This window comes from Caballeronia sp. GACF4 (assembly GCF_023631025.1).
Taxonomy (GTDB): Bacteria; Pseudomonadota; Gammaproteobacteria; order Burkholderiales; family Burkholderiaceae; genus Caballeronia.
Genome location: NZ_JALQDW010000027.1, coordinates 179984 through 193935, shown reverse-complemented (window position 1 = coordinate 193935; position 13952 = coordinate 179984). Strand labels below are relative to the sequence as shown.

Here is a 13952-nt window from a genome sequence, read left to right as displayed (position 1 = left end):
GCATGTTCTGATTCAGGCGACCACGGCTTCGCCGGAGGCGGCCATGATGTCGTCCTTGTTGGCGTCGGGGCCGAATTCCGCGGAAATCTTTCCGCGCCGCATGACGATGATGCGATGCGCAACGCTCAGGCATTCGCCCACTTCCGACGTCGAATACACGACGGCCAAACCCTTCTTCGCGTTCTCGGCGAGCAGACGAAAGACTTCCGACTTCGCACCGATGTCGATGCCGCGACTGGGTTCGTCGAGCAGAATGACGCGCGGTCCGGTTGCCAGCATCTTGCCGATCACCACCTTTTGCTGATTTCCGCCCGACAGCGAACGGATCGAAGCGCCCGGGCCCGAGGTCTTCACGTGCACGTTGCGGATCGACTGGCCGACGAGTTCACGCTCGACCGGCGGCGACATCAAGATGCCCTTCACGAAAGAGCGGATGCTCGCGAGCGACAAGTTCGAGCCGACGCTCATCGTCGGCACGAGGCCGTCGCGCTGACGATCTTCCGGCACCAGCACGAGCCCACGGCCAATGCGCTGCGCAATACTCAGCCCCGCCATGCTCTCGCCTTCGAGCCGAATGGTTCCGCCCGTCACCGGCAGCCGCGTGCGTCCCGCGACCGCTTCGAGCAGTTCCGTGCGGCCCGCGCCCATCAGTCCGTAGATGCAGACGATCTCTCCCGCGCGCACCTTGAGCGACAGACGATCGACCACGGACACGCCTGAGCCGGATTCATCGGCGATGCTGACATCGTCGATATCGAGCGCGACTTCGCCGAACTCGTAGCCGGTCGGCGGCGAGCCGAGGTCGAAGTTCTCGCCCACCATGTTGCGCACGATCCATCCGAGGTCGATGTCCTTGCGCTCCGCCGTCGCAGTGATGCGGCCATCGCGCAGCACCACGGCATAGTCCGTGACCTGCAATGCTTCTTCCAGATGATGCGAGATGTAGACGATCGATACGCCCCGGCTCGTCAAGTCGCGAATCACCTTGAACAGCACCTCCACTTCGGATGCGCTCAGCGCCGAAGTCGGTTCGTCCATGATCAGGATGCGCGAATCGACCGACAACGCCCGCGCGATCTCGACGACCTGCTGCTGACCGAGGCGCAGATCGCGCACCAGCGTCATGGGGTCGACGTCTTCTTCGAGTTCCTCCATCAGCGCGCGCGTCTGCCGCGCTTCTTCGGCGAAGTTGACGCCGGTCGGCGTGCGCAGCTCGCGGCCCATGAAGACGTTGTCGCGCACGCTCAGGTTCGGCGCGAGACTCAGTTCCTGATGAATGATCGAGATGCCGTGATTGCGCGCATCCGTCGATGACGTGAACGCCACGCGTTCGCCATCCAGCTCGATTTCTCCGGAGGTCGGCTTTTCCACGCCGGAGAGGATTTTCATGAGCGTCGACTTGCCCGCGCCGTTTTCGCCGAAGAGCGTCGTGACCTTGCCGCGATGAATCTCGAAGTTCACGCCCTTGAGCGCATGCACGCCGCCATACGACTTGACGACATCGCGCGCAGACAGCAGCACGCCATCCTTCGCCGCGCCCTGTTCGTTGGTTGGATCGATGGTGCTCATTTCGCGTCCAGCTTCACAGGAGTGACGAGCCAGCCATTCGGATTGATCAGCTGGAACACGCCGACGACATCGACTGTCTTGCCCGTCAACTTGGCGGTATCGACCTTCGACAGAACCTGTTTCTTCATCTCCGTGTTGATGGCGTAACCGGCGTTCTGGTAATCGATCTGATTCGTGAACTGGCCGAAGCTGATGTCGCCCGTGGCATCGCGCAAGTCGGTGCCGTTGATCGCCGGTCCCGTCTGCACGCGTATGACGAGCGAATCGGGCAGGCCCGGCACCTTGACTTCGTACACGCCGGAGTCTTCCTTGCCCGCGACACCCGAGAACTTCACCGACATTTCAGGACCGATGCCGCCGCCCGCGATGCCGTATTGCTTGCCCGCCGCGTCCTGATCCTTGGCAATGGCGGCGGCCAGCGTCGCCGCATCGACGGCGCGCTTTTCTATCGCGGCCTGCGTCTTCGGAAACTGCTTCTTGCCGTAGGCTTCCGGCTCGAATTCCTTGGTCTGCGTATCGGCGCCGGAACCGATCCTCACGATTTTGGTACTCATGGCCATCGCGATCAGCAAAATGGCCAGCAACACGATGCCGATCACAACGCGCATGCCGCGCTTGCCCTGATGCTTGATCGACGGAGTCATTGCGCTCATTGGCTCACCTCGCGGCTGTCCATTCGTTCAGTGCGTGTCATGTCTTCCCCAGTTTTCTGCAATCACGTTGATGACCATCGCGGCGGAGGCCGCGCCCGGATCGATGTGACCGATGCTGCGTTCACCGAGGCGCGCCGATCTTCCCTTGGTCGCCACCATCGCCTTCGTGGATTCCGCGCCCGCGTTCGCCGCTTCGCGAACGCGCGTCAGGATGTCGCTCACGGACAAGCCGTCCGCCATGCCTTGTTCGGCTGCCGAGGCGGCAGGCGCCCACGCATCGACCATGGTTTTTTCGCCGACTTCCGCCTTGCCGCGCGACCGGATGCCTTCGGCCATCGCGACGATCAACCCCGGCGCGTCGTTCAGCGGCAATGCCTGACGCGCACCCGCCGCCTTCGCCGCGCGCATGAACGCCGTTGCGTAAAGCGGCCCCGACGATGCGCCGACCGCGTTTAGAAAACCCTTGGCCGCGGCGTTCCACTGATCCGCGAACGTGCAGTCGGACGGCAACGCGTCGATGGCCCTCGACGCGGCAGAAAAGCCCTGCTCCATCGCGATGCCGTGGTCCGCGTCGCCGATCACGCCGTCGAGCCGGCACAGTTCGTCGCGCGCCGCCGCAATGGTGCTCGCGAGTTCGCGGAACAGTTGCGCGTTGTCGGCGGCAGAAAGCGCGGACATCATGCAGCCCTCTGCTGAAACATCGCGCACTCGCACGGATGATCGATGAGGCGCTGCAATTCATCGTCGAGATGCATGACGGTGATCGACGCGCCCGCCATTTCCAGCGATGTGCACAGCGGCCCCACGAGCGTGCGATGCACGACGAGTCCCGCCTCCTGCAAGCGCTGCGAAACGCGCCGGTTGAGAATGTAAAGCTCCATGAGCGGCGTCGAGCCGAGCGAATTCACGAGTACCGCCACGCGGTCGCCCTTGGCCGCGCCCATCTCGGCGAGGATCGCATCCATGATTTCGTCGGTGATGTCGTCGGCCGTGCGCAAGGCTTCCCGGCGCATGCCCGGTTCGCCATGAATGCCCATCCCGATTTCCATGTCGCCGGCGGCAATCTCGAAGTTCGGTTGACGCGTCTGCGGCAGCGAGCAAGGCGCGAGCGCCACGCCGAGCGTGTACGTGCGCGCATTGGCATGGCGCGCGACGCGCTCCACTTCGCCGAGCGGCATCATCAGGTCCGCCGCGGCGCCCACTGCCTTGAATATGAACACGTTGCCCGCCACGCCGCGCCGCGTCTCGCGCTTGTCGCGCGGCGCGGAGGCGATGTCGTCGGTGGTCAGCACGGTGCGCGCCTCGACGCCGTCGAGTTCGAGCAGTTCGGTCGCCATGTCGAAGTTCATGACATCGCCCGCGTAATTGCCGTACATGAACAGCACGCCCGCGTTGCCATGCGCGGCGAGCGCGGCATCGACGGCCGGTTGCGGCGGCGGCGAAGCGAAGACGTTGCCGATCACGGCGGCATCGGCGAGACCGCGGCCGACGAAGCCCAGAAACGTCGGCTCGTGTCCCGATCCTCCGCCGATGATCAACGCCACCTTGCCCTCACGCGGCCCGTTGCGCGCGATGATCGCCCGGGGCGCGCTGTCGCTGCGCGTCAGCAGATCGCCGTGCGCGGCCATGACGCCTTCGAGCATCTCGTCGACGGCGGCATCGCCATCGTTGATCAGCTTTTGTGTCATCGTGCCTGGCATGTCTGACTCCTCAGATGTTGAGATCGGCGATGCCGGTGTCGAAATGCGGCGCCCAGAACGCCACCGATTCGGCGATCTGCGCGACGACCTGCCGATCCGTCGGCTCGCGTTCCTTGAACGAGAGTTCCAGGCAAATTTCGTTGTCGCGCCCGCCGCCCGCGTGCAGCGCCTCGATGAGCGGTTCCGGCTGAATGCGGCCGCGCGCGTTGTAATCCGCGGTAAACGGGCGATGTCCGCCCTTGTCCATCAACGACTGCTTGATATGGATGATCGGCGACACGCGCGGCACGGCGCGCGCCCACGCATAGGGATCGAAGTCGTCGGGGTTGGAACTGGTGACGTCGCCGTGGTCGATGTCGGCCATCATCCACATGGGAATGGCCATGTTCGCGGCGCTCAGGCGGTCTTGCAGCGCCATGCACGCGGCGATGGTCTCGCCGAATTCGCGGCCAATGGACATCGGTTCCCAGAACACGTATTTCAAGCCGGCCGCTTTGGCATGCTCGGCGACTTCGGCCCAGCAATCGATCGCGGTTTGAAGCAGCGCGTCGCGCCGTTGCGGATCGTCGAAATCCCTGTAAGTGAAGATCGCGAACTGCGTGCCGATGGAGTCGCCGCCCAGATCGGCGGTGATATCCGCAAAGGACTTGAACCAGTCGATGTAGTAGCGGCGCACGTCTGCATCCGGATGACCGAAGTGATTCAGACGGCCATACGGCCCGGTCATGCCCGAGGTGATCCGCACGCCGGTGCGCGTCATCGCCGCGCGCATCTCGCGCGTGAGCCGCCGCGTGGTTGCCGCCGGCCACGACGGATTGATGAACTCGTGCGTCAACTGCACGTCGCGGATTTTCATGTCGTGCGCGATGGTGTCGATCAGGTCGCCCGGTTCGGCGAAGCGGTTCACCAGCGGATTCGTGTTCAGTGCAAGCGTGAATGCCATGTTCGTCTCGTGTCTTTAAGCGGATTTACGCACGAGGCCGTCGAGCCAGGCTTCGAACGCGGACTTCTGCGCGGCGCTCATGTGCAAGCCGTGCTTGGTGCGCCGCGTGAGCATGTCGTCCGCCGACTCGGCCCATTCGTGCGACATCAGGTAGCGCGCTTCCGCTTCGTGGAAGTTCGGTCCGAACTGCTGGCCGAGACCGGCGAGCGAGGTCGCGCCGTCGATCACCTGCGAGGTCAGCGTGCCGTAGGTTTGCGTGTAATAGCGCAGCAGATTGCGCGGCAGCCACTCGTAGCGGCTTTGCAGACTCGCCATGAAGCGCGGCACGTCGGCGCCTTCCATGTCGCCGCCCGGCAGCGTCGCCGATGAAGTCCAGTCGGGGCCCATCTTCGGGAAGGTCGGCTGCAGCTTTTGCAGCGCATGTTCGGCGAGCTTGCGAAACGTCGTGATCTTGCCGCCGAAGACATTCAGCAAGGGCGCGCCGCCGCTGGCGTCGAGATCGAACACGTAGTCGCGCGTGACCGCCGACGGATTGCCCTTGCCGTCGTCGTAGAGAGGACGCACGCCCGAGAACGTCTGCACGATGTCTTGCTTGCGTAACGGATGCTTGAAGTAGCGGTTCACCGCCGTCAGCAGATAGTCGATTTCCTCGTTCGATATCTGCACGGTTTCCGGCGCGCCGTCCCACGGCACATCGGTCGTGCCGATGAGCGCCTTGTCGCCCTCATAGGCGTTGATGAAGATCACGCGCTTGTCGTGGTTCTGCACGAGATACGAGTGCGGACCGTCCCAGAACTTCGGCGTAACGATATGACTGCCCTTCACGAGCCGCACCTTGCGCGTCGACTTCGCGCCCGCGCGCCCGATGACATCCGATACCCACGGTCCCGCCGCATTGACGAGCGCGCGTGCGTTCACGACGCGCGTCGATCCCGTTCGCGTGTCGCGCAGTTCGACGCGCCACGCATTGCCCTCGCGCCGCGCGCCGATGCATGCGGTGCGCGTGAGCACTTCGGCGCCGCGCTTGGCGGCATCGACGGCACTCAGCACGACCAGACGCGCGTCGTCGACCCAGCAATCGGAATACTCGAAGCCACGCCGGTACTCGTCCTTGATCGGCGCGCCTTCCGGATTGCGCCACAAGTCGAGCGAACGCGTGCCCGGCAGCTTCTTGCGGCCGCCCAGATGGTCGTACATGAAGAGGCCCGTGCGCACGAGCCATGCGGGACGATCACCCGGACTATGCGGCAGCACGAAGCGCAGCGGCCAGATGATATGCGGCGCGGCATTGAGCAGCACTTCGCGCTCGATCAGCGCCTCGCGCACGAGCCGGAATTCGTAGTATTCGAGGTAACGCAGCCCGCCATGCACGAGCTTGCCGGAACGCGACGACGTGCCCTGTGCGAGATCGTCCTTTTCGCACAGAATCACCGACAGTCCGCGGCCCGCCGCATCGCGCGCAATACCCGCGCCGTTGATGCCGCCGCCGATGACACACAGGTCCACCCTATCCTTCTCGCTCATCTCAGCGTTCCATGTTCGACGTTAGTTGAGGCCCGCGGCTAGCGCGTTCGGCCGATGCCGCGATTTCAGCAACCGCGCCGTTTCATCCCAGGTCGGTACGAGCGCCTCGCGCGCCTTCCGATACGCGGGAAAAAGCTGCGCATACAACTGCGTCAGTTCCGCATCGGGCGCTTCCACTTGTCCGAGCAGCGGCGTCACCCATTGCGCGATGCACGTGTTCATGTCGGGATACACACCGAGCGCGACCGCCGCCATCATCGCCGCGCCCGCCGCGCCCGCTTCCTCGCGCAGCGAGATACGCACCGGCGCGCCGACCACCGCGCCGAGCACGCCGCGCAACGCGCGCGAACGCGTCGCGCCGCCGGTGAGGCGCAGTTCATCGGGCATTGGAATGCCCATCGACGTATAGCAATCGCGCGCGGCCATGCCGAGCCCTTCGACCACCGCGCGAAACAGATCCGGGTAGCGGCTCTCGCTCGTGAGTCCGATGAAATCCGCGCGCGCGTTCGGGTCCACGAAAGGACCGCGCTCGCCGGCATCGGAGATATAGGGGTGATACAGAAGCGCACCGGGACGTCCCGACTGCAGCCATCCGTCGATACACTTCATCCGGTCGCCGTGCGAAAGGCTCGTGCCGAACTGCGCGAGCAGATCGCACGCGAGATTCAACACCCAGTCCACGTTCAGCGTCGCCGCCATGTTCGACTGCACTTGCGCCGACATGCCCGGCACCGGCAACGCGATCACGTACCCCGTGCCTTCCGCGTTCAGATGGATGTCGGCGTTGTGCATCGCGCGCATGTGCATGCCCGTGGAGCCGACGATCGAGCAACTCGCGCCCGTCGCGCCTTCCGTGTGAATGCCCGCGCCGAGCGCCGTCAGCACGATATCGACGAAGCCCAGACACACGGGCGTGCCTTCGAGCAGGCCGGTCGCGGCGGCGGCGTCTGACGTCAGCGGATGCATGATCTCCGTGCCGTCGATGATTTCCGGCAACAGGTCGCGCCACGCGGTGAGGCCGAGCGCTTCGATCACCGTGTCGTCGTATTGGCGCGTGCGAAAGTCGCCGTAGGTGAAGCTCGCCTCGGACGGATCGGTGGCGCGCACACCGGTGAGATTGAGATACAGCCAGTCCTTGCAATGCAGTGCCACTTCGGTGCGTTCGAGCACTTCGGGCGTCGTCGCGGCCATGTGCGCGATCTGCGCGCCCTGACTGCACGCGGCGAGTCCCGTGCCGGTCGCCTGGAACCGCGCGCGGCTCGCCGGTCCTTCCTGCAACAGCCGCACCGTGTTCGCGGCGCGCGCGTCGAGCCATAGCCATGCGTCGCTCGCCGGCTTGTTGCCTGCGCCGACGAGCCATGTGCCGTCGCCTTGACCCGTCACCGCCAGCGCGCGCGTGCGTTGCGCGAGACCTTCGATCTTCGCGCCCAGATCCCGCAAGGTCTTCGCGCAGTCGCCCCAAGTTTGATCGAGCGATTGAGTCGCCGCGCCATCGGGGCTCGTGGTGTAGCGGTTCGGCACCGAGGCGACGGCAATCTGCCGTCCCGTCAGGTCGAAGGCGACGGCCTTGATGACCGAGGTCCCCGCGTCGATGCCGATGAGAAGGTCGCGTGCGTTCTCGCTCATCACGCCGCCTCCGTCGCGACAGGTTCCATCTTCAGCGCCAGCGCCGAGGCTTCGTCGGTGATCAATCCGCTCAGAAGGCCGCTATTGAGCACCGCGCGAATCGCCGCGATCTTCGACGCGCCGCCCGCAATCGCGATGATGCGCCGGCCCTTGAGGTCGTCGAGTTCGGGCGCGACCGTGCGCGCCGCCAGCGATGTTTCGACGGATTGGCCGGTATCGCTGAAAAAATGTCCGAGCAATTCGCCTTGACCGCCCTTGTCGCGCACCTCCTGAATTTCGTCGGGCTCGATCATTTGCGATGCGACGAGTTGCGCGTCCGCATTCACCGATCCGATACCGACGACCATCAGATCCGCATGCGCCGCCATGTCGAACACTTCGCGCACGCCACGCTGCGCCAGCAACACTTCGCGATCCTCGGCCTTGTTGGCGAAAAACGGCAGCGGCAGCACATACGACACCGCGCCCGTTTGCTCGGCGAGCCGGTGAATCACGTCATACGGATTTGCCGTGTATTTGCGCGTGACGCCGCCAAGCAAGGACACGAAGCGCACCGTGCCCGCGTCCAGGCGCGGAATGTTCTCCACGACGGCCGCGAGCGTTCGCCCATGTCCTATGCCGATCACGCCGCCTTGTCGCGTCGCGATCTCGCGCTGCATGAAGTGCGCGCCAGCGACGCCAAGGGCACGCAGCGGCAGATCGCCTTCGTTTAGATCGGGGACCACTTCGCAATAGCTAAGACCGAAGCGCTGCGCAAGCTCCGCTTCGAGCACGACGCATTCGGCGACATCGCCGTCGATGGTGAACTTGACCGCGCCGCTCTGATTCGCTCGCATGATCAGCCGATGCGCCTTGACACTGCTCACGCCGAGACGAGCCGCGACGTCGGCCTGCGTCTGACCGGCGGCGTAGTGCAGCCACGCCGCTCGAATCGCAAGACTGTCCTCGGCGTCACGCCTGTCGGCGGATTTCGTCATGTCGTCTCCGTGCGCACGTTGAAGTGATATTTTTTCTACGTGCTGAAATTTTTTTCATTGTAAGCACAATAGGCAACCCGATCCTCGATTACCATCCGCTATAACCCTAGATAAGCATCGCGCAATCCGAAGGCGAAATGTCGGCTTGACGCGATGCAACAAAAAATTCGGAGACACGATGGAGACGTATCTGCTCGGCGTCGACAGCGGTTCGACAGCCACGAAGGCGGTTGTTTTCGACACGGCCGGGCGCACCGTCGCCGTGGGCAGCCGGCGCGTCGAACAGCGGCAGCCGCGTGCGCGCCATGTCGAACGGGACATGCGAGAAACCTGGGATGCGGCCTGTGGCGCCATTCGCGATGCGTTGAGCGAGATTGCGCCTGGTTCCATTGCGGCCGTCGGCGTAACCGGACACGGCGATGGGCTCTATCTCGTGGATTGCGCGGGCGCGCCGCTCGGCGCCGGCATTCTCTCGCTCGACAGCCGCGCCTTCGACGTCCGGCAACGCTGGCGCGAGGAAGGCGTGCTGGAACGGGCGCTGTCATTGACCGGACAGCAGCCTTATCCGTACGCCGCCGTCAGCCTGCTGAAATGGATTCAGCTCAACGAGCCAGCGCGCTTCGCGCGGATCGGCCATGTCTTGTTTTGCAAGGACTGGCTGCGGCTCTGTCTCACGGGCGTCCCCGCCACCGATCCAACCGAAGCCAGTTCGTCTTTCACCGATGTGAACACGCAGCAGTACAGCGCCGAGGTCATGGCGCTGTACGGCCTGGGGACTATCGGCCAGGCGCTCGCACCCATCGTCGCGTCCACGGCGCAGGCCGGCCGCGTGACGGCGCTTGCCGCATCGCAAACCGGCTTGAAGGAAGGCACGCCCGTCGCAACCGGGCTGCACGACGTCACGTCGAGCGCCCTCGGTATGGGCAACGCCGAACCGGGCGTGTTGTCGGTGACGGCGGGAACGTTCAGCATCAACGAAATACTGTCGGATCGGCCGCAACTCGATCCGCGCTGGTCGTGCCGTAACGGCACACGGCCCGGCCAGTGGATGAACATGTCGATTTCGCCCGCTTCGTCGAGCAATGTCGATTGGGCTTTGCGCGAACTCTTTCAGCACGAAACGCAGGAAGCGGCACGGCGCGGATGCTCGCTGTTCGATCTCATCGGCGACGAAGTGCAGGCGGTGTCGGCCGAACCGAGTTCGGTCATGTTTCATCCCTTCCTGTTCGGTTCTCCGTTCGAGCAGCCGGCGAGCGCGTCGTTCTTCGGCTTGCGCTCGTGGCACCGGCGTGCACATCTGGCGCGTGCGGTGCTCGAAGGCATGGTGTTCAATCACCGCTGGCACATCGAAGCGTTGACGAGCGCTTTTCCGGCGCATCGTGCGGGGTTGACGGGCGGTGGATCGTCGAGTCCGTTGCTTGCTCAGTCGTTCGCGGATGTGCTTGGCATCGCTATCGACATACCCGAAAGTCAGGAGGCGAGCGCGCTCGGCGCGGCGCTTTGCGCAGGCGTCAGCGTGGGCGTTTTCGATTCGCTTGCCGATGCCGTGGCGCGCGCCTGCCGCGTTGCGCGCACGCATGCGCCGGACCCGCAACGCCACGCGAAGCTCGACGACGCGTACGCGCTCTGGTCGCAACTCATCGCCGCAGTTCAGCCCTTGTGGCCCGCGCTCGACCGCGCGGCCACCTCGCATTGAAGCCGGAGAATCTCGATGACAGAACGAAACCGCAATTTCTTTCTCGACCGGTTGAAGCAGAGCCCGAAGATCGGCGTGTTGATCGTGGGCGGCGGCATCAACGGCGCGGGTGTGTTTCGCGATTTATCGCTGCAAGGTGTCGACTGCCTGTTGATCGACAAGACCGACTTTGCCGCCGGTGCGAGTAGCGCGCCATCGCGGCTCATACACGGCGGCGTGAAGTATCTGGAGACGGGCGAGTTTCGCCTCGTCGCCGAATCGACGTTGGAGCGCAACCTGTTGCTGAAGAACGCGCCGCATTACGTGCTGCCGCTCGAAACCGTGCTGCCGATTCACTCGTACTTCGGCGGCATGGTGGCGTCCGCTCGACGCTTCTTCGGCATGAAGGCCAAGCTTGCGGATCGCGGCGCGATCATCTCGAAGATCGGCCTTGCCATGTACGACTTCTTGGGACGGCACGACCGCACGATGCCGCGTCATCATCTCGCGACGCGAGCGCAGTCGCTTAAAGACCTGCCGCTGCTCGATCCGGCAATCAAGGCGACCGCCACGTATTACGACGCCAAGGTGACGCAAGCCGAACGCCTGAATTTCGAACTCGTCGCGGACGGGCTTGCCGCGTGCAAGCAATCGGCGGCGGCCAATTACACGAGCGTGGAGCGCGTCGAGGGCGGCGTCGTGTGGTTGCGCGACCTCGTAACGGACGAGCTCGTCGCGGTGCGGCCCGAGGTCGTCGTCAACGCGGGCGGGGCGTGGATCGACAGCGTGAATGCTTCGCTCGGCATAAAAAGCAAGTACATCGGCGGGACGAAGGGTTCGCATCTGATCGTCGATCACCCCGAGCTCCATGCGCAACTGCGCGGCCGCATGGTGTACTACGGCTCGAAGGACGGGCGCATCTCGCTCATCTATCCCTTCATGGACAAGTTGCTGATCGGCTCGACCGATATCCGCACAAGCGAGCCCGACGCCGTGCGCTGCGAGGACGATGAAGTCGCCTACATGCTCGGCGCGCTGCGGGAAGTTTTTCCACGCGTGGTGTTGAACGAATCGAACATTGCGTTCCGATACAGCGGCGTGCGCCCGCTGCCCTATTCCAATGCCGCCGATCCCGGCGATGTAAGCCGCGATCACGCGATGCATGTGGATCGTCTTGCCGGCACGCAAGTCCCGGTTTTATCGCTCGTCGGCGGCAAGTGGACGACGTTTCGCGGATTCGCCGAAACGGTCACCGACGACACGCTCGTACGCCTCGGACGCTCACGCGCGGTCCGCACGCGTCACACGGCGATCGGCGGAGGCCGCGATTTTCCGCGCGATGCGCATGCACGGGCCGAATGGATCGGCGATGTCGTTCGACAGTATGGGGTGTCGGCCGAGCGTGCCGACGGCTTGCTCACGCGCTATGGCACGACTGCTTCGGCAGTCGCGGCGTTTTGCGCGGGCGCACCGGATCGGCCCTTTGGCAGCGCATCGGACTTCACGGTGCGCGAGATCGAGTACCTGTGCGCGCATGACATGGTCACGCGTCTTGCGGACCTATTCTTCCGTCGCACGACGATCGCGATCTCCGGACATCTGACGAACGCGCTGTTGCTCGAAGGCGCGGAGATCGCGGCACAGGTGCTGGGTTGGGACGAACTTCGCAAGCAAAAGGAAATCGATGCGACGCGTCAAGCGGCTCGCGAGCGGCATGGCATTGCGCTGCCCAGAGTCGAACTCGCGCGACAGACTATCGATTGATGCGAAGCCTCGGTTATCGCATTGCGGACTAAGGTTAGCTCGATCAATCTGTTCCGCCCGCATGGGTTGCGTTGATACGATTTCTGCTTTCGTTCAGCCCACTCATTCCTATGATTGCACCGGTAAAACTCAGGACGTTCCTGCTCGCGCTGACGTTGAGCCAAGCTGTCTTCATCTCGCCCGGCTTCGCCGCGGACAATGCCGCGCACACACTGCGAGTGGGCTTCGTGCCCGGCCCTTACGCGGACGAGTTTCGTCAGGGCGTCGAACCGCAACTCTCGAAGAAGGGCTACACCGTGCGCTACGTCGAGTTCAGCACCGGCCTGGAAGCGAACCAGGCGGTGTATCGCGGCGAGATAGCGGCCGACGTGATGCAGCACAGCGTGTATCTGAAGTCCTATAACGACCGCAACGGCACCGATCTCGTCGGCGTGGTGCAAGTGCCCACGCCACCGATGGGCCTCTTCTCCACGAAGCACCATGCGCTTGCCGAGGTCCGGAAAGGCGCTACGGTTGCAGTGCCCAACGATCCCGTCAATCTGGAACGCGCGCTCAAGATCCTTCAGCGTATCGGCTGGATTCGCATCCGTCCGAATCCGAATCCTGTCGATGTAACCGAGCGCGACGTGACCGATAATCCTGCCGGCATCAAGCTCGTGCTGCTCGAATCGGCACAGGCGCCGCGCGCGCTGGAAGACGTGGATTTTGCGGCGATTCAGGGCAACTTCGCGGTATCGAGCGGACACGCCCTGACCACGGCGCTGGCGCTCGAGGAGATGACTTCGCCCTACGTGAATCAGGTCGTGGTGAAAGCCGCGAACCAGCATTCGCAGACCACCGACGATATCGTCGAAGCGTATCGTTCGGATGCGTTCAGGCAAGCCATCGTCGGCAATCACGCGTATGACGGCTTTCGGCTGCCCGACTATTTTTCTCGATGACTTCGAGCGGCGCCCCCTTCACTGCTGTGCGCGACTGCTCGAAGCGAGCAATCGTTTGATCGAAGCAAGCCCACGTCCGTGCGCTGGCGGCATGGATGTCCACGCATCGGCTTGCATCGGAAATGTCGTCGAACGAGAAAGAACGGATGAACGTGACTTGCGGATGAGTTCACGCGAAACGCAGATTGCTCTCCTCGACCCCACCCGCGAGCCAGAGTTCGAGCTTGGCCGGCGGCAGCGGGCGGCTCAAATGAAATCCCTGCGCAAGATCGCATTGCAACTCCCGCGGGCGCGTCATCATTTGTTCGCTCTCGACATCTTCGGCCACGACCTTCAGTCCCATGTTGTGCCCGAGATCGATGGTCGAGCGCACGATGGTCTCGTCGTCTTTATGATCCGTGATGCCCATGACGAAGGATCGATCGATCTTGATCTCGTGCACGGGCATGCGCTTCGGGTACGACAAAGAAGAGTATCCCGTGCCGAAGTCGTCGACAGACAGGCGAATGCCGAGCGCATGCAGACGGTCAAGGGTTTCGATAGCATGGTTCGGGTCGTCCATGCGTTGGACTTCGATCCG

General features: G+C 63.8%; 12 protein-coding genes. 3 read left to right on the top strand and 9 right to left on the bottom strand.

The window, feature by feature from the left end; translation table 11 throughout:
* Positions 1–12: 12 nt before the first annotated feature.
* From NCR40_RS26800 to NCR40_RS26765, 8 genes are read right to left on the bottom strand one after another with little or no spacing between them, the layout of a single operon-like run.
* Complete coding sequence (locus tag NCR40_RS26800; protein ID WP_250468269.1) at positions 13–1569, bottom strand: sugar ABC transporter ATP-binding protein; 1557 nt, start codon at positions 1567–1569, stop codon at positions 13–15.
* Complete coding sequence (locus tag NCR40_RS26795; protein ID WP_250511223.1) at positions 1566–2222, bottom strand: DUF2291 family protein; 657 nt, start codon at positions 2220–2222, stop codon at positions 1566–1568. The genes NCR40_RS26800 and NCR40_RS26795 overlap by 4 nt, the downstream gene beginning before the upstream one ends.
* Before the next feature lie 27 nt (positions 2223–2249).
* Positions 2250–2903: a dihydroxyacetone kinase subunit DhaL gene (gene dhaL / locus NCR40_RS26790; RefSeq protein ID WP_250511222.1), complete on the bottom strand. Its 654-nt coding sequence runs from the start codon at positions 2901–2903 to the stop codon at positions 2250–2252.
* Positions 2900–3922 carry a dihydroxyacetone kinase subunit DhaK gene (locus NCR40_RS26785; protein WP_250511221.1) on the bottom strand — a complete coding sequence of 341 codons (1023 nt, stop codon included), beginning with the start codon at positions 3920–3922 and terminating at the stop codon, positions 2900–2902. Before NCR40_RS26785 ends, dhaL begins: the two co-directional genes overlap by 4 nt.
* A gap of 10 nt (positions 3923–3932) precedes the next feature.
* The gene (locus NCR40_RS26780; RefSeq protein WP_250511220.1) at positions 3933–4865 is read right to left on the bottom strand and encodes a sugar phosphate isomerase/epimerase family protein; all 933 of its coding nucleotides are present in this window, start codon (positions 4863–4865) and stop codon (positions 3933–3935) included.
* A gap of 15 nt (positions 4866–4880) precedes the next feature.
* The gene (locus tag NCR40_RS26775) at positions 4881–6389 is read right to left on the bottom strand and encodes a glycerol-3-phosphate dehydrogenase (protein ID WP_244830443.1); all 1509 of its coding nucleotides are present in this window, start codon (positions 6387–6389) and stop codon (positions 4881–4883) included.
* Between the two features lie 21 nt (positions 6390–6410).
* Entirely contained in the window at positions 6411–8015 is a 1605-nt protein-coding gene (locus NCR40_RS26770; protein WP_250511219.1) for an FGGY-family carbohydrate kinase, read from the bottom strand.
* Positions 8015–8992, bottom strand: a complete 978-nt coding sequence (locus NCR40_RS26765) for a sugar-binding transcriptional regulator (protein ID WP_244830446.1) — start codon at positions 8990–8992, stop codon at positions 8015–8017. Before NCR40_RS26765 ends, NCR40_RS26770 begins: the two co-directional genes overlap by 1 nt.
* 178 nt (positions 8993–9170) lie before the next feature.
* Here NCR40_RS26765 and NCR40_RS26760 point away from each other — a divergent pair, with 178 nt between their 5' ends.
* The 3 genes from NCR40_RS26760 to NCR40_RS26750 all read left to right on the top strand — a co-directional run bounded on the left by NCR40_RS26760 (position 9171) and on the right by NCR40_RS26750 (position 13372).
* Entirely contained in the window at positions 9171–10688 is a 1518-nt protein-coding gene (locus tag NCR40_RS26760) for an FGGY-family carbohydrate kinase (protein WP_250468263.1), read from the top strand.
* Positions 10689–10703: 15 nt separating this feature from the next.
* Complete coding sequence (locus NCR40_RS26755; protein WP_250511218.1) at positions 10704–12431, top strand: glycerol-3-phosphate dehydrogenase/oxidase; 1728 nt, start codon at positions 10704–10706, stop codon at positions 12429–12431.
* 110 nt (positions 12432–12541) lie between these two features.
* Positions 12542–13372 carry a MetQ/NlpA family ABC transporter substrate-binding protein gene (locus tag NCR40_RS26750; protein ID WP_250494731.1) on the top strand — a complete coding sequence of 277 codons (831 nt, stop codon included), beginning with the start codon at positions 12542–12544 and terminating at the stop codon, positions 13370–13372.
* 169 nt (positions 13373–13541) lie between these two features.
* Here the strand turns inward: NCR40_RS26750 and NCR40_RS26745 are convergent, their stop codons facing one another.
* Complete coding sequence (locus NCR40_RS26745; protein ID WP_250511217.1) at positions 13542–13934, bottom strand: EAL domain-containing protein; 393 nt, start codon at positions 13932–13934, stop codon at positions 13542–13544.
* Positions 13935–13952: the final 18 nt, after the last annotated feature.